Below are 15626 nucleotides of genomic sequence, written 5' to 3' on the forward strand. Positions count from 1 at the left end.
TCCCGGTCTTTCCGGACGGGTGCGCGCGACCCGCGCCTGCGCTACATGGGGCCGCATGGCGGACCTCCTACCTGCGGCGTCCCTCAAATCCCGGGCGGCGTCCCTCGCCGCCGAGGGGAAGCTGGAAGCGGCCCTGGCCGGCTACCAGGACGCGCTGCGCGCGGACCCCGGCGACCCGGAGCTGCACCAGCGCGTCGCGGAGCTGCTCGAGTGGCTGGAGCGCACGCCGGAGGCCGCCCACGCCTACGACGACGCGGCGCTTGCCTGGACCCGCGCGGGAGGGCTCCTGCGCGCGGTGGCCGCCACGGTGCTGTCGCGAGGCCTGCGGGGCGCGCGTCCCAAGACGGTGCGTGCCCTGGCGGATCGCTTCGCCCTGCCGCCCGGCGCCCTGGCCCCCACCTTCGCCTGGGTGCCCGACGGCAAGGACCCGGGCGTGCCCGTCCTGTCCGGTGTGGGGCGCGACGCCTTCGTGGCGCTGGTGGAGGCGCTGGAGGTGCGCGCCTTCTGGCCGGGCCAGCGCGTGGTGGAGGAGGGGCAGCCGGGCGACTCCATGTTCGCGCTGGTGGAGGGCCGCGCGGAGGTGACGCGCCGGGTGGAGGGCAACGCGCGCCAGGTCGTGGCCACGCTGGGGCCAGGGGACTTCTTCGGCGAGGTGGCGCTGGTGTCCGAGGGGCCCAGGCTGGCCAGCGTGGAGGTGCCTGAGCGCTCCGTGCTGCTGGAGTTCAAGCGCTCCTCCCTGTCCCGCGTCAGCGCCGCGCACCCGGAGGTGGAGGCGGCGGTGCAGGCCTATTACCAGCGCCGGCTGGTGGACAACCTGCTGCGGACGAGCCCCCTGTTCACCAACCTGTCGCCCGCGCTGAAGCAGGCGATGTCGCGCGAGTTCGACCTGCGCGCCGTGCCCGCGGGACAGGTGCTCCTGACTCAAGGGCAGCCGGGCGACGCCTTCTACCTGCTGCTGCGCGGCCAGTGTCAGCTGTCGCTGGAGCAGCCGGGCCGCATCGTGTTGCTGCCGGAGCTGCGCGAAGGCGACGTGTTCGGTGAAATCTCGCTGCTGTTGGACAAGCCCGTGTCCGCGACGGTGCGCACGAAGACGCCGTGCGTGGTGTTGCGCCTGGAGCGCGCCGCCTTCGAGCGGCACGTCGTGAGCCAGCCCGGCCTCAAGGGCCAGCTCATGCGCATGGGCACGGAGCGCCTCCAGCAGACCGCGAAGGCGCTCTTCGTCTAGCGCCTCAGGCCTCCGCGTCCAGCTGCACGGGGTGCTCGCGCAGCCAGTCCTGCGCGCGGCGGATCCGCTCGGCGCCGGCCGCGCGGCCTTCCTTCTCCATGAGCTGCCGGTAGGGCTCCAGCTGCTCCGGCGTCCACGCGGGCAGGGCCTTCAGGTCCGCGAGCGCCACCATCTCCTCCGCGCTCCGTCCCTTCGCCTCCTGCCGCGCGGTGAGCAGCGCCGCCAGCACCAGCCGCGCGGGCTCCGCCTCGAAGGCGATGGCCGCGTCGGTGAGCCACTCGCGCGTGGGCTCGTCCGCCGCCGGGTCCTTCGCTCCGTCGCGCATGCGCTCCAGCATCCCTTCCAGGAAGTCCGCGTCCACCGCGACCTTCACCGCGCGCAAGAGCGCGGCGATGACCTGCCGCCTTCCTTCCGGGTCCTTGGGCTGGGACTTCATCGCGCGCAGCGGTTCCCACAGCGCGACGGTGAGCCACAGCTCCTCTTCCGGGGAGAAGACGGACGGCGTGGCGGGGTCGCGCAGCCTGGCCTCCACCCGCTGCGCGCGCTCCTTCGCCTCGCGCGAGATGCGCTCCACCAGTGCGGGGTCCGCCTGCACGTGCTTCACCAGCGCGTCCAGCTCGCCCGCCTCCGCCTTGCGCAGCGCCTCCGAGGCCTCGGGCGTGAGGTCCTCCTGCTCCATGCCCGCGATCAGGGACTCGTACTTGCGCACCACCTCCGCGTGCTTCTGGCTCCACTCGCGGAACTGCACGTCGAAGACGACGTCCAGCACGGGGTTGTCCTCCGGCCGCACCTTGCCCGTCTTCTTCGCCGCCGTGGCCAGCAGCGCGCCCACGCACAGCGCGCGCCGCTCCTCCGGCGTGCGTCCACTCTTCGCCACCTGCGCGAGCAGCCCCGCGCCCAGCTTCTCCTGGAAGCCGCGCGTGCCCAGCTCCCGCACCACGCCCACGCGCAGGCTGTTGCGCGCCTCCATCGCGTCCAGGCCCTCCTGCGCGGCAAGCTTCGCCAGCGCCTGGCCCACGTGGTCGCTGAAGGCCTTGTCGTCGTATCTCAGCCCCGGCTGGGGCCCCGCGGCCTGGAGCAGCACGCCCAGGTGCTCCAGCGCCTGCGACAGACGGGACACGTCCGCGTCGCCCAGGAGCGCCATGGCGCCCTCCAGGTCCTGCTTCAGCGGATGGGCGGGGGCGGTGGGAGGCGGCGCGGCTTTCGCGCGGTCCTCGGCGGCGTGACAGGCCTTGTACTTCTTCCCGCTGCCACAGGGGCACGGGTCGTTGCGGCCGGGCTTGGAAGGGCTCACGGCCCGGCACCGTAAGCGAAAGCGCCCGGCCCTTCCATGAACGGAAGGAGCCGGGCGCCCGCTACTTCAGGAAACGGTTCAGCCGGTTACTGCAGGTTGAAGCCCAGCGTCAGGCCCAGCACGTGCGCGTTGCCGGAGTACGTGCCCGGCATGCCCGGGGCCGTGCTCTCCTTGTCCGCCAGCGCGACGAACTGGTAGCCCAGGTCCGCGCGGAACGGCTTGAACTGGTAGCCCACGCCCGCGGACACCTTGAAGCGGTTGGCGTCCGGGAGGTCCGGCGTCAGCGTGCTGTTGGGGCTGGGGGACGGGTCGTACGTGAAGCCCAGGCGCACCTGCAGCGCCTCGTTCACGGCGTACTCACCGCCCAGCGAGTACTTCCACTTCGCACGCCAGCGCTTGGGCAGCGGGTTGTCGATGGACGGGTTCTCGAAGCGGATGGCCAGCTCCGAGAACGAGGACCAGTCCACCCAGCTCGCGTCGAACGCCAGCAGCAGGTTGTTCAGCGGCCGGTACGCCAGGCCCGCCGTCACGGTGGACGGCAGGACGACGTCCGCGTGCGCCTTCTGGTCCGTCAGCCGGCTCTGGAACTCCACCGGGATGTTCTGGAAGTCCGCCTGGCCCTGGAACGCGATGTCGATGGAGCTGCGGTAGTGCAGGCCCATGTCCAGGTTGTCCAGCAGCTTGGCCTGCACGCCGATGTTGAAGCCGGAGCCCCAGTCCGCGCCACCCAGGTGGATGGAGCCCTCGCTGTTCACGAAGTCCAGGCCGCGCGTCAGCTCGATGGTGGCCCGGGCGATGTCCAGACCCGCGCCGAAGCGGAAGCGCGGGTGCAGCTCATACGCGAACGACGGGTTGATGTAGTACGTCGCCAGCGAGGACTCGTAGCCGCGGAAGCGGCCGCTGAAGCCCTCCTCCCAGCGGCTGCGCGCGCCGTACGGCGTGAACACGCCCACGCCGAACGCCGCCTTCTCGAACGGCTTGTAGACGACGAACAGGTGCGGGGGGGGCGACAGCGTGGTGCGCTGCCCTTCCGCCTCCATGCCCGGCCGCTGGAACGTGATGCTGGGGAGGATGCCCGTGTCGCCCAGCGTGATGTCCAGCGTCTTCACGCCGACCATGTTCGCCACGTTGTAATAGATGGAGGACGAGTCCTCCAGCCATGCCGTGGCCGCGCCGCCCACGCCGGTGGCGCGAGCGCTGTGGGTGTCGACCTGGAATCCCGCGGCCTGGCTCGTACCGGCCGCCAGGATTGCCACGAGGGAGAGTGTCTTTTTCATGAGTGTTTGATTCCTCTCTCAGTGGTTCGCGTTACTGCGCCACGGTGCCCGTGGACAGGAAGCCGATGATCTGGTCCTGGGCCGCGTGGCGCAGCGCCTCGGGGATGCCGGGGTGGTTGAGGAACGAGTGGCGTGCGGACGGCGGGATGGGGCCGACAAGCGGGTTGGACGCCGGGAACATGTACGTGGCCACCGTGCGCGGCGCGTCCGTGCGGTTGGCCGCGTTGATGAGCGCCATGCTGTTCGCGTTCGGGATGACCTCGTCACCCTCGATGTACTGGATGAACGTGCGGTGCACGTTGACGTCCGTGCCGGCCGCCGCGTTGTTGTCCAGCAGGTACGCGTAGTTGCGCGCATCCGCCGGGTCCAGGATGGTGTTCGCCAGGCTGATGAACGTGTCGAACGTCGGGGAGCCCGGGTTCACGCCCGCGGCGGCGAGCGAGCCCAGGAACGCGGTGCGCTGATCATTGAAGGCGGGCGCCGTCAGGAGCACGCCGGCCAGGTTGCCACCGGCCACGTTGAGCACCGAGCGGCGCACGCGCGGGGACACCGCGGTGGACATGGTGCCCATGATGCCGCCGAGGCTCTGGCCCACGTAGTCCACCTGGGCCGCGTTCAGGCCGCCCACGGCGTCGGACAGCTGCTGGCTGCCCAGCACGCGCACGAACTGGCTGAAGTCCACCACGTGGTGGCGGAAGTTGTCGCGCGTGGTGAACAGGTTGCCCAGGTTCAGGAAGTTCCAGCCGGAGATGACCGGGACGCCCTGCGCGCTGCGCAGGAAGTCGCCGCCCTCGCACTTGTTGTCCGCCATGCACTGGCCCTGCGACGGGGAGACGACGTTGGAGCAGAACACGTCGGCCGGCACGCCCGCCGGGAGCGCCGCGGCGCTGCAGTCCGCGCGGGCCGCGTCCGTGCGCGCCACGCAGCGGCCGTAGGACGGGCTGGCGGCGTTGTCCTCGCAGCGCTGGGTCGCGGGGTTGGCGCACGCGCCAGAGTCACCCACCGAGCCCGTGGTGCCCAGCACCGTGGCGGAGCCCACGCAGCTGGTGCGCTCACCGTGGTAGACGGCATCCATCGCCGCCACCGCGTAGCCCGCGCCGGTCATCTTGTTGGCCACGCCAAGCACCGCGGTGCGGTTGCTGGTCAGTCCGTGGCCGAACACCATCACCGGCCAGCCGCCGGCAGGCGCAGTGCCGGTCGGCACGAACAGCATGAACGGGTAGCGCGTGGGGCGCGGCGCGGCGGGGTTCAGCGTGCCGAAGGGGCCCGTGAGCAGCCACGGCGTGTTCGCCCGCACCTCGTAGACCGCGCCGATGTTGTCGCTGGGCAGCGCCGCCGGCTGCGTGCCGGCCATCGCCGCCTTCACCTGCGACGTGATGGGGAACACGGAGGTGGGCGCCGCGGGCGTCCCGTACACGCCGCCGGGCAGCGTGTACAGCTGCTGCAGGACGGACGTGGTGCTCTGGGTGGTGAACGACCAGCCCAGGGCGACCTTGGAGCGCGGCAGGCCGGCGGCCGCCAGCGCGTCGAAGAACGGCTTGTGGGCCGCGCGCACCGGCTCCAGCGCCTGCGCCAGCGAGTCCGGCACGGAGGAGATGGTGCTCTTGCCGTTGGCGAACACCGGGTTCGCCAGGCGCATCAGCGCGAACGCCGTGGCCGGGGCGACGTTGCGGCCCTTGGTGTCCTTCAGGTCCGTGGTCAGCACCGCGCCGTACTGGGTGGCGCCATCCAGCGGCGCCTTCGGGACGATCTGCAGCTGCTGCGGGACCTCGACGATGCCCGCCGCGCCCACGCTGGTGCCGCAGTCACCGCTCTTCTCCACCAGGCAGGGCACCACGTCCGGCTTGGTGCCCTTGTCCAGGTTGGACAGCTTGAAGAACTTCACGCCCGCGGCCAGCGACGACGAGTCCACGCGGGGGGCCGGGCCGTCCGAGGCCACGCGGAACATGGTGCCGTCCAGCACTCCCTGCGCGTCGCCGTTCTCCGTGACGATGGCGCCCGTGGTGGAGAAGCCGTCCAGCGTGTTCAGGCCCGTGAACAGGTCCTGCTGCAGGCCCGGCGTCGTCGGGACGGGGAAGTTCAGGTGCGCCGCCGCGGTGGCCGTGGCCGGCACGCGCAGCAGGTCGTTGGGGAAGGGGATGATGGTGGGGACGCGGTCGGTGGCCGCCAGGTTGATGGTGGCGTCCGGCTGGTTGACGATGCTGAAGGTCCAGATGAGGACGATGTCCTCACGCTTGAACCCCTGCGGCGCAAGGGCCTTGTCGAAGACCTGCTTGTAGCCCAGGCGCAGCTGCTCCAGCTGCAGCGACTTGGCGGTCTGGTCCGCCAGGCGCTTGGCCGGGTCCGTCTCCGCGGAGGGGATGAGCTCCGTGGCCGGGCCGCAGTCCGGCGAGGTCAGGTCCTCGCAGGTGACCAGCGACTTGTCGGAGTTGATGAAGGCCCACGTGGCCGACCCGATGATGGGGTTGCCCGAGTTCGTCTTCAGGCCGTTCTCACCGCCGACCAGCGCCACCGCGTAGCGCGAGCCCTTCGGCCACGCCGGCAGGCCCGTGTTGATGTCCACCGGGGGGATGATGTTGAGGAGGTCCGTGTCCTCGTTGTACGCGAGCGTCGGCGTCACCGGCTTCGTCGCCAGCGGCGTGCCCGCGTACATGTCGATGAAGATGACCGTCTTCGGGCTCACCGAGCGCGGATCCAGGTCCTTGATCTTGGTGTTCGCGATGGCGGACGTGGGGAAGCCGTTGAGCGAGTTCAGGTAGTCGCGCGTGAACTCCTGCTCCGCCGCGGACGCCGCCGGGTTGATCGGCGCCTGAACCTTCTTCGTCTGCTGGTTGATGGCCAGGTCGTTGGGGGAGGGAACCACGGCGGGAGACGCCGAGGGGTCGAACTCCGCCAGGCCGACGTTCAGATTCGGAGCCTCCTGCGCAATCTCCGGCGTGCAGGCGACAGCTCCTAGGGCCATGGCCCCGAGGAACAACTGTTTCTTCATGGTGGGAATCCCCTCCAGCCCAAGGTGAACTGCTGGAAACAAGTCAGTGAGTAGCACGCCCTCCCCCGGTCACAAAGTGAGAGGGATTGACGCGCCGAGTCAGCTATGGGGTTCCCACGCGTGCACGCGGGTGGACGTCTCACGCGGCGTGCGCGGCACGAGGGCGTGACGCGCCAGGGAAGGCGGATACGCTGCCGTCCATGAAACGACTGCTGACTGTGTTGGCGATGACCGTGGCGATGGGCGCGAGCGCGGAGGAGGCCGGTGGGCTGACGTGGAGCGCGCCGACGGAGTGGGCCGCCCAGCCTCCCCGGCCGATGCGCGCGGCGACGTACAAGGTGCCCGCCGTGAAGGGAGACGCGGAAGACGCGGAACTGGCTGTCTTCTACTTCGGGCAGGGGCAGGGCGGCGCGGTGGACGCGAACGTGAAGCGCTGGGTGGCGCAGTTCCAGAAGCCCGACGGCAAGCCGCTGGAGGACAAGGACGCGAAGACGAAGCAGGAGAAGGTGAACGGGCTGCCCGTCACCACGGTGGAGGTGAAGGGCACGTACGCGGGCGGCGGTCCCATGATGGGGCCTTCCGCGCCCAAGCCGAACTTCAAGCTGCGCGGCGCCATCGTGGAGGGGCCGGAGGGCGCCATCTTCTACAAGCTCACCGGGCCGGAGAAGACGGTGAACGGCGCGGACAAGGGCTTCCGCAAGATGGTGGAGTCGGTGAAGCCCGCGCCGAAGAAGTAGGGCGGGCAGGCGGATCCGTCCAGGGGCTCTGGAGAAGCTCCGGACCCCCTGCGCGGACGTCGGCAAGCGGATTGCTAAGGCCTTCCGGCACACGGCGCCCGAACGCCGAGCACCGGAGGCCTCACGTGTCGATGTGCCGCAGCCCTGAGTTCCAGAACCTCGTCTCCCACGCCATCACCCTGTTCCCGGAGGACACCGTCCTGGGCGCGCTCCAGCAGATGTACCGCCACGGCGTGCACCTGCTGCCAGTGGTGGAGGGGCGTGGGGGCGATCTGCTGGGCGAGGTGACGGAGGACGAACTGCACCGCGTGGCCCGTCGCCGTCCGCTGGCCCGGCTGGCTGAAATTCTGACCGTGAAGGCGCTGGCGGCGCCGGAAGAAACGACCGTGGAGACGGCCGCCCCGCTGAGGCTGGCGGCCTCCAGCGGCTGGCTGCACTGAAGGGCCGGGTGACGCCCATCCGGCGCGGGGGAGGGGAAGCCCTCTGGCCCACCCGCCTGACCGCTGGTGGACACCTGCCCTTGCCCAAAGGGCTGGCAGCCAACACCTCCTCGTGTGACTGGCGGCTGTCTGACGACTCGTACTGGCGGGCGGGCTGCAATCCCGGAAGGAGGTCAACAGCCTGTTGGCGGTGCCCCCGGCTTTCCGTCGAGGGCGAGGAGGCGGGTCATGAAGGCAGTGGCGATCATCCTGGCGGCGGGCAAGGCCCGGCGGATGTCCCACCCCAAGGCGCTCATCGAGCATGAAGGGGGCAAGAGCTTCCTCCAGTCGCTGGCGTCCACCTTCGGAAAGGCGGGGTGCGGGGTGCTGGGCGTGGTGGGCAGCGACGAGGAAGCGGTGCGCGAGCAGCACCCGAGCCTGGAGCTGGTGACGAGCAGGGACTGGGAGAAGAGCCTGCTGGCGTCGGTGAAGGCCGGGTTGGAGGCGGCCATGGCCGAGGACGCGGACGTGGTGCTGGTGCATCCGGTGGACATGCCGGCCCTGCGCGTCACCACCGTGAAGTCCATGCTCAAGGACATGGAGCGCGGCGGCACCGACGCCGTCATGGTGCTCCGGCCGGAGTACGACAACGCCACGGGCTGGCCGGTGGTGCTGTCGAAGAGCGCGGCGCGCAAGCTCATTGAAGCGGAGGGCGAGGACCTGGAGGCGGCGCTCAAGACGCTCAATCCGCGCCGCCTGAACGTGAAGGACCCCGGCGTCATCGTGAACATCAACACGCCTGAAATCTACGGGCGCGTCTTCAGCACGGAGGTCAAGCTGGCCCCGCCGCCCAAGCGGCGCATGAAGCGCGCGGGCACGTCCAACGGCGCCGGGACGGACACCACCCCGGCGTCCTACGCGGCGTCGTCGGAGGAGTAGCCCCGACGCGAAGACTCCCGGGGGCCGCACGGTGCGCGGCAACCCCGGGAGTTTTTACTTCAGCCTTCCGGCCTTCAGAACGACAGGCCCAGGCCCAGGTAGGGACCGGTGAAGCGGTCCGCGTGCACCACGCCGTCCAGGTGGCCGCCGTCGCTGAGGTACAGGGTGCGCCAGCCGCCGCGCAGGTTGAGGGCGCCCAGGTGCAGCGCCAGTCCGGCCTGCATGTCCACCTGGCGGTGCGGGAAGGGCACCACCTGGATGCGCGCCTCCACGTCGAAGGGCGACGGGCCGATGCACGCCTCCAGCGACGCGGCGAGGCTGGGGCCCACGAAGATGGCGTCCGGGGCGTGCGCGCTGGCGATGCCGGCCTCCATGCGGAAGCGGCCGCGCTCGGTGGACCAGGGGGAGAGGGTCAGGTGCGCGTCCAGCAGCGTCAGCCGGTCCGTGTCCGCCGAGCCGTCATCCGACTCCAGCGCGATGCCGCTCACGCGCGCGTCCATGCCCCAGCGCTGGCCGTCCAGGGCCATGAAGAGGTCCAGCGCGCCGCCCACGTCGCCGAAGCTGTTGCCCTGCACGTTCAGGTGCACGAGCGGCGCGGGCCGGGGCGCGCGGGCGCCGCGGGGGGCCTCCGCGCGCGCGCGGCGGTGGTAGCTGGCCGGGCCGGAGAGGAAGAGGACGTCGAACCAGCCGATGCCGACGCCGGAGGAGCGCACGCTGGAGCGCACCGGCGCGTCCGAGGCGCGGCCCACGGGCGTGGCGCGGTGCTCCTGCTTGTCGTCCTTGTCGTCGGAGTCCTTCGAGTCGGAGGTGTTCGGCTTGGAGCGCTTGCCAAAGCGGGCCTCGGCGGGCGCGGACCCCAGCAGGACAGCGACAGCGAGCGCGGCACACAGCGTCTTCCAGAAGCCCACGGCAACCTCTCCTCTTCATGGGCCCACGGGATGGGCCGCGGCATGTGGACGCCTGCTCGCCCGGAATATTCAACCCTCATCACCCCCGGTGAAACCAGGGCCCCGGGGATGGGGGGTGGTGTCCGGAAGGGGGCATGTGCACCCCCGGACACGCGGGTGCTTCAGAAGGCCAGACCGGCGCCGGCGTAGGGGCCCACGAAGCTGTCGATGTGCTGGATGCCGTCCACCCGGCCCGCGTCGTCCAGGACGAGGCCGCGCACGCCGCCGCGCACGTTGAGGGCGCCCAGGTGCAGCGCGATGCCTGCGCTCGCGTCCAGCTGCCGGTAGGTGCCGGCCGTGCCCTGCACGCGCGCCTCCAGGTCCAGCGGGCCCGCCACGCAGACCTCCAGGGAGGTGGCGAGGCTGGGGCCCACGAAGAGGACGTCCGGCGCGTGGGCGGTGGAGAGGCCGCCCTCCAGGCGCCAGCGCACGCGGTCGGTGGACACGGGCGCATAGGTGATGTGCAGGATCGCCAGGCGGATGTCGTCCGTGCCGCGCGTGCCGTCGTCGGTGGGCAGCACCAGCTGCGTGCCCTGCACGGCGATGCCCAGCGCCTCGCCCTCGATGCCCAGGAACGCGTCCCCGGCGACGCCGCCGCCCATGATGCCCCCGTTGAGTCCCGCGCGCAGGCTGAGCGGCTGGGCGTTGCGCTGCTGCTGGACGACCACGGGCCGCGGGTTGGAGGTCTCCGCGACGACGCTCAGCACCTCCGCGGCCGCCACGATGGCGTTGCCGTAGATGTGAGCGGAGTACGAGGGCCGGTCGCGCGGGGCCGAGCGGTAGGAGTGGGTTTCGTACCGCGAGTTGGAGCGGATGGGCGTGGCGGCGTGGAACTGGGAGCCCCTGTTGTCGCGCTGGGTGTCGCGCTTGGAGTCGCGCTTCTTGTCCTCCTTCTTGTTCTCGGAGCTGTCCGAGGACTTCTTGCCGAAGCGGGCCTCCGCGGGAGCCGCGGCCAGGAGGAGGCCGGCGGCGAAGGTGGCGCACAGGGCGGGGCGGAAGGCGGACACGGGAGGCTCCGAGGCAGGGGCGAGGCGAAACCCTCTGCACCCCTGGACGGGCAGCCAGGCGTTCTATTCACTCCGCGTCCCGTGCGTCAGCGCTGCGCCGTCTTCTTCGGCTTGGCCTTCGCCAGGCGCTTCATGGGCCGCGGCGGCGGCTCCGTGCGCGCCACGGCCGCGCTCTCCGGTGTCACCGGCGTGGGGAACACCCGCAGCGTGACGCGCCGGTTGCTGGCGCGGTGGGGCGGGCTGTCATTGGGCACCAGCGGCCGGTACGCGGCGTGGCCCGTGGCGCTCAGGCGCTCCGGAGCCAGTCCCTCGCGCTCGCCCAGTTGCCGCACCACCACCACGGCCCGCGCGGCGGACAGCTCCCACGCGGTGGTGGCGGGAGCACCGGCCGCGGTGGGGAGCACCTCGTCGGTGTGGGCCTCCACGGCGACGCGGTGGTCGGCGAGCGGGCCCCGGAACACCGCCGCGGCCTGCTTCAACACGGCGGCGCCCTCCGGCGTGAGCGACGTCGTGGCGGGAGCGAAGAGGAGCCGCTCGGACACCTCCACGCGCAGCGCGTCGTCCTCCAGCGCCACGGCCACGTCGCCCGCCTGGAGCGGGTCCTTCAGCGTCCTGCCCAGCGATTCGAGCGCCGCCTCGCGCTTCGTGTGCTGCGCCTCCGCGCTCTTCGCCTGGAGCTCCGCCGCGGCGCCGCCCCACTCCTGCGCCTGCTGCTGACGCTCCAGCGCGCGCAGCCGCTGCTCCATGGCCTGCCGCAGCGTCTGCAGCTGTGCGACGTGGGTTTCGGACTCGGTGGCTTCGTGCTCCAGCTGCGCGCTCCGGGCCTCCAGCGCGTGGAGCGAGCGCGAGCCCAGCCACGCGCCCGTGGAGGCCACCACCACCGCGACGGCCAGCAGCCCCCAGGGCAGCCACCGCCAGCGTCCGAGCGCTGCTGTCTTCCGCGCGTCGTCCATGGCCCTGAAGGGTAATGTCCCCCCGGGTGTGGGCGGCAAGGTGGCGCCGTGCGACATGCGCCCGCCTGCTTCAGCTGGGGGCCGCCCCGGACGGTTTCTTCCACCGGGGCAGGTGCAGCACGAAGCGCGAGCCGGGTCCGCCCTCCGGCGGCGGCTCCACGAACAGGTCGCCGCCGTGCGCGCGGGCGAGCTGCCGGGAGATGTAGAGGCCCAGGCCCAGGCTCGCGCGTGCGTGCTCGCCGCTGTTGCGCGTGAAGCGCTCGAAGATGCGCTCGCGCGCGTCCGAAGGGATGCCGGGGCCCCAGTCGCGCACGGCGATGATGGCCTGCTCCCCGTCGCGCTCCACGTACAGCTCCACCGGCAGGCCCGGCGCGTACTTCATCGCGTTGGTGAGCAGGTTCATCAGCACCTGCTCCACGCGAGGCCGGTCCGCCAGCGCCACCACCGGCGCGTCCGCGTGCACCACCGCCACGCAGCCCGCGGTGGCCAGCGCCTCCTCCATCCGCGCCACCAGCGCGTGCACCAGCGAGGACAGCTCCACCGCGCCCAGCTCCAGCGCCATCTGCCCCGTGCCCAGCCGCGCCACGTCGAACAGGTGGGTCACCAGCCGCGTCAGCCGGTCCGCCTGCCGGAGCGCCCCTTGCAGCCCCTGGCCCAGCCGCTCGGATTCGTCCGACGGCAGCTTGTCCACCGTGCGCTGCAGCGACGACAGCTGCAGGTGCAGCGCGGACAGGGGCGTGCGCAGCTCGTGCGTCGCCACCGCCACGAACTCGTCGCGCGCGGCCACGGCCTGCTCCGCCTGCCGGTACAGCCGCGCGTTGTCCACGGCCAGCGCCGCGCGCCAGGCCAGGTCCTCCAGTTGCGACAAATCCCGCGGGCCGAAGCGCCGCGTGGGCGAGCACGTCGCCGCGCTCACGATGCCCAGCGTGCGCCCGCGCGCCATCAGCGGGACGACCATCACCGAACGCGGGCTCAGCCCCTCCAGAATCTCCCGGTGCGTGTCGTTGACGGCGAAGGCGCGCATGGCGGTTTCGTCCACCTCCGCCACCAGCTCCGAGCGCCCTGTCTCCAGCACCCTGCGCAGGACGGACTGGGCGCCGGGTTGGGGCGCGTAGGGCATGGACTTCTCCAGCTGGGCCTGGAGCCGTTCGTCGAGGGCGCGGCGCTCCACGCGCTCCAGGTGCTGGCCGTCCTCGCCCAGCATGTCCACCAGGCAGTAGTCCGCCAGCTGCGCCACCACCAGCTCCGCCACGTTGCGCACGGTGGTGCGCCAGTCCAGGGACGTGGCCAGCCGCGTGGTGGCTTCCGTGAGGAAGCGCAGGTGGGTCTCCATGCGGCGCTGGTCGGTGATTTCGCGCACCACGCCGCCCACGCCCAGCAGCTCCCTGCCGGAGCGCACGGGAAAGTACGTGGCCAGGAAGGTGCGCGGCTCCGGACCCGCGACGTACTCGACCGGGTCGTCCACCACGGCCACCTCCGACTCCAGCACCTGGCGCAGCAGGTCCTCGATGGGGGCGCCCGCCGGGCCCATCAGCTCGCGGGGGGTGAGGCCCAGGTGCTTCTCCAGGGAGATGCCGTTGTTCTCCGCGATGACCTTGTTGAGCCGCACGTAGCGCAGGTCCTGGTTCACGAAGCCCATGCCCACCGGCGACGCGGCGAAGAAGGACTCCAGCATGGCCGCGGAGGCGTCCCGTTCACGCAGGGCCTCGCGGGCCTCGCGGTACAGCCGGGCGCTCTCCACCGCCAGGGCGGCGCGGCGCGCGAACTCCGTGGCGTACCCCAGGTCGCGCTTCGTGTAGAGGCGCGCGGGCGACGCGGAGACCAGGTTGATGATGCCGAAGCGGCGCCGTCCCACCGCCAGGGGCAGCAGCATGGACGAGCGCGGCGCCAGCGCCTCCAGCAGCTGGCGGTGCTCGGGCGAGAGGGACACCGCGTCCAGCCACGGGGGCGTGATGTCCGCGATGAGCACGGGCTTGCCGCGCGCGAACACCCGGGCGAGCGGCGAGTCCGAGCCGGCCAGTGGCGGGAAGAGCAGGGTCTGGTCCAGCAGCGACTGCTTCCTCGGGTCCCTCGCGCTGACCGCGAGCCGGTGCAGCGCGCCGTCCGGCCCCAGCACGTCCACCATGCAGAAGTCCGCCCACTCCAGCGTGGCCAGCCGCGCCACGGCCTTCAGCGTGGTCTCCCAGTCCAGGGACTCGGCGAGCAGCCGGCTCGCCTCGCTGACGAAGAACTCCGCGCGCTCGGTGGCCTTGCGCTCGGTGATGTCCACGTTGATGTTCACCGCGCCCACCAATCCGCTCTCCGCCGAGTACAGCGGCGCCGACGAGTTGAGGATGGTGCGGCGCGCGCCGTCCTTCCCGACGATGTCCACCTCCTCGTTGGAGACGGTCTGCCGGGTGCGCAGCGTGCGCGCCACGGCCCACTCCTCGCCGCGCAGGCGCTTGCCCGTGCCGGGCCAGTACGCCTCGAAGGTGCCGAAGTGCTCCAGCTGCATCCGCGCCAGCGCAGCCTGGCCCCACAGCGCGCTCGCGGCGGCGTTGGCCGCGAGCAGGCGTCCCGCCGTGTCCACGATGACCACCCCCACCGGCAGCAGATGCAACACCGTGCGCAGCCACTCCTGCGGCACGGGTGTGGACTCCGCCAGAAAGGTGCCAGTCGGCTCGGACATGGGCGCGGAGCCCCCCTCCCCCGCGGGAGGCTCTACGGTGGGGGTGGCGGGGGGCCGGGACCACCCGACCCGGGTTCCATCCGGCTTTCCGGGAGTTGGCACCGGCCTCCACCCGGAGGCAGGGCAGGGGGCTTGATTCGGAGCGGCCGACGGGGCGTCATTCGGGGCTTTCGTTCACGGCCGCGCTTCGAAGCGGCCGGGCTGCAAGGACCGGTGGATGGGAATCGCGTGCGTGGTGCTGGACTTCGATGGGACCTTCACGGACGTGCTGGCGGAGGGCGAGCCCTTCCTCAAGCACTTCCAGGACGCGCTGTACGGGGTGCTGGGGCAGGACGCGTCCCAGGCGTGGGCGGAGGAGGTCGCCGCGCTGCATGAGGGCGTGGACCAGTACGGCTGGGAGGTCGCGGGGCGCATCGTGGCGCCGGCCACCGCGGACCCCTACCTGACGGCCACCTGCACCGCGCACCGGCTGCTCAAGCGCTACGGCAAGGGCGACGACGAAGTGCTGCGTACGGACACGGTGCAGACGCTGTACCGGGAGGCGTACCGGCACTCGGCCACGGCCTTCAAGGCGGAGGCGAAGGAGGTGCTGGAGGCGCTGCTCGCCACGGGCCTGCCCGTGTCGGTGGTGACGAACGCGCACACGGAGCTGGTGGAGGCGAAGCTGGACAAGCTGGCCCCCAAGGGCCGTGAGCGGCTGAAGGTCTTCGGCGACGCGCGCAAGTTCCAGCTGGAGGACACGGAGCCGAAGGACGCGCGCTTCGACGCGCTGCCGGAAGCGCTCCACCTGGACGGCGTGCTGGGCCGGCCGGTGTACCTCAAGCGCGGGCGCTACTTCTCCGCGCTCAAGCGCATCTGGGACGCCACGCACACGGGCCCGGAGTCCACGCTCGTCGCGGGCGACATCTTCGAACTGGACCTGGCCATGCCCGCCGCGCTGGGTGCGCACGTGCAACTGGTGGAGCGCGCCAACGTGATGCCCTACGAGCGCGCCGCCGTGCAGCGCCTGGGCTCGCGAGGCAGCGCGGACAAGAGCCTGCGCGCCATCCTGCCCCGGCTGCGCTGAAGAGGCGCGGTGGTAGTGGCCCACCGCGGGCAAACGAAAAGCCCCGCCTCCCGTTTGAAGGGAGGGCGGGGCTGTCCGTCAAGGCACCGCGCGTGGGGCGCGAAG

General features: G+C 71.7%; 12 protein-coding genes. 5 read left to right on the plus strand and 7 right to left on the minus strand.

What is annotated here, in order from left to right:
• The first annotated feature begins 55 nt into the window (after positions 1-55).
• A complete protein-coding gene (locus GTZ93_RS01225) occupies positions 56-1225 on the plus strand; it encodes a cyclic nucleotide-binding domain-containing protein (RefSeq protein WP_139917446.1) in 1170 nt (389 codons plus the stop codon).
• A 4-nt stretch (positions 1226-1229) separates the two neighbouring features.
• On the opposite strand, the gene GTZ93_RS01230 is transcribed toward GTZ93_RS01225, so the two are convergent.
• The 3 genes from GTZ93_RS01230 to GTZ93_RS01240 form a co-directional block, all read right to left on the minus strand.
• On the minus strand, positions 1230-2519 hold the full coding sequence (locus tag GTZ93_RS01230; protein WP_139917448.1) for a YecA family protein: 1290 nt from the start codon (positions 2517-2519) through the stop codon (positions 1230-1232).
• Between the two features lie 86 nt (positions 2520-2605).
• A complete protein-coding gene (locus GTZ93_RS01235) occupies positions 2606-3796 on the minus strand; it encodes an OmpP1/FadL family transporter (RefSeq protein ID WP_139917450.1) in 1191 nt (396 codons plus the stop codon).
• A 31-nt stretch (positions 3797-3827) separates the two neighbouring features.
• A complete protein-coding gene (locus tag GTZ93_RS01240; protein ID WP_139917452.1) occupies positions 3828-6785 on the minus strand; it encodes a hypothetical protein in 2958 nt (985 codons plus the stop codon).
• Between the two features lie 200 nt (positions 6786-6985).
• On the opposite strand from GTZ93_RS01240, the gene GTZ93_RS01245 reads away from it, so the two are divergent.
• The 3 genes from GTZ93_RS01245 (at position 6986) to GTZ93_RS01255 (ending at position 8880) form a co-directional block, all read left to right on the plus strand.
• Positions 6986-7522: a hypothetical protein gene (locus GTZ93_RS01245; RefSeq protein WP_167547785.1), complete on the plus strand. Its 537-nt coding sequence runs from the start codon at positions 6986-6988 to the stop codon at positions 7520-7522.
• A 131-nt stretch (positions 7523-7653) separates the two neighbouring features.
• Positions 7654-7962 (plus strand): CBS domain-containing protein, encoded by a 309-nt coding sequence (locus GTZ93_RS01250; protein WP_120579902.1) that lies wholly within the window; start codon positions 7654-7656, stop codon positions 7960-7962.
• Between the two features lie 228 nt (positions 7963-8190).
• Positions 8191-8880: a nucleotidyltransferase family protein gene (locus GTZ93_RS01255; RefSeq protein WP_139917454.1), complete on the plus strand. Its 690-nt coding sequence runs from the start codon at positions 8191-8193 to the stop codon at positions 8878-8880.
• Between the two features lie 74 nt (positions 8881-8954).
• On the opposite strand, the gene GTZ93_RS01260 is transcribed toward GTZ93_RS01255, so the two are convergent.
• The 4 genes from GTZ93_RS01260 to GTZ93_RS01275 all read right to left on the minus strand — a co-directional run bounded on the left by GTZ93_RS01260 (position 8955) and on the right by GTZ93_RS01275 (position 14455).
• Positions 8955-9788, minus strand: a complete 834-nt coding sequence (locus GTZ93_RS01260; RefSeq protein ID WP_139917456.1) for a hypothetical protein — start codon at positions 9786-9788, stop codon at positions 8955-8957.
• Between the two features lie 161 nt (positions 9789-9949).
• Positions 9950-10834, minus strand: a complete 885-nt coding sequence (locus tag GTZ93_RS01265; protein WP_139917457.1) for a hypothetical protein — start codon at positions 10832-10834, stop codon at positions 9950-9952.
• A gap of 86 nt (positions 10835-10920) precedes the next feature.
• On the minus strand, positions 10921-11787 hold the full coding sequence (locus GTZ93_RS01270) for an OmpA/MotB family protein (RefSeq protein WP_161662611.1): 867 nt from the start codon (positions 11785-11787) through the stop codon (positions 10921-10923).
• Positions 11788-11857: 70 nt separating this feature from the next.
• On the minus strand, positions 11858-14455 hold the full coding sequence (locus tag GTZ93_RS01275; RefSeq protein WP_139917461.1) for a PAS domain-containing protein: 2598 nt from the start codon (positions 14453-14455) through the stop codon (positions 11858-11860).
• Between the two features lie 217 nt (positions 14456-14672).
• Between GTZ93_RS01275 and GTZ93_RS01280 the strand changes: the two genes are divergently transcribed.
• The gene (locus GTZ93_RS01280; protein ID WP_139923903.1) at positions 14673-15521 is read left to right on the plus strand and encodes an HAD family hydrolase; all 849 of its coding nucleotides are present in this window, start codon (positions 14673-14675) and stop codon (positions 15519-15521) included.
• The last annotated feature ends 105 nt before the right edge of the window (positions 15522-15626 follow it).

It is taken from the genome of Corallococcus exiguus, assembly GCF_009909105.1.
Classification (GTDB): Bacteria; Myxococcota; Myxococcia; order Myxococcales; family Myxococcaceae; genus Corallococcus; species Corallococcus exiguus.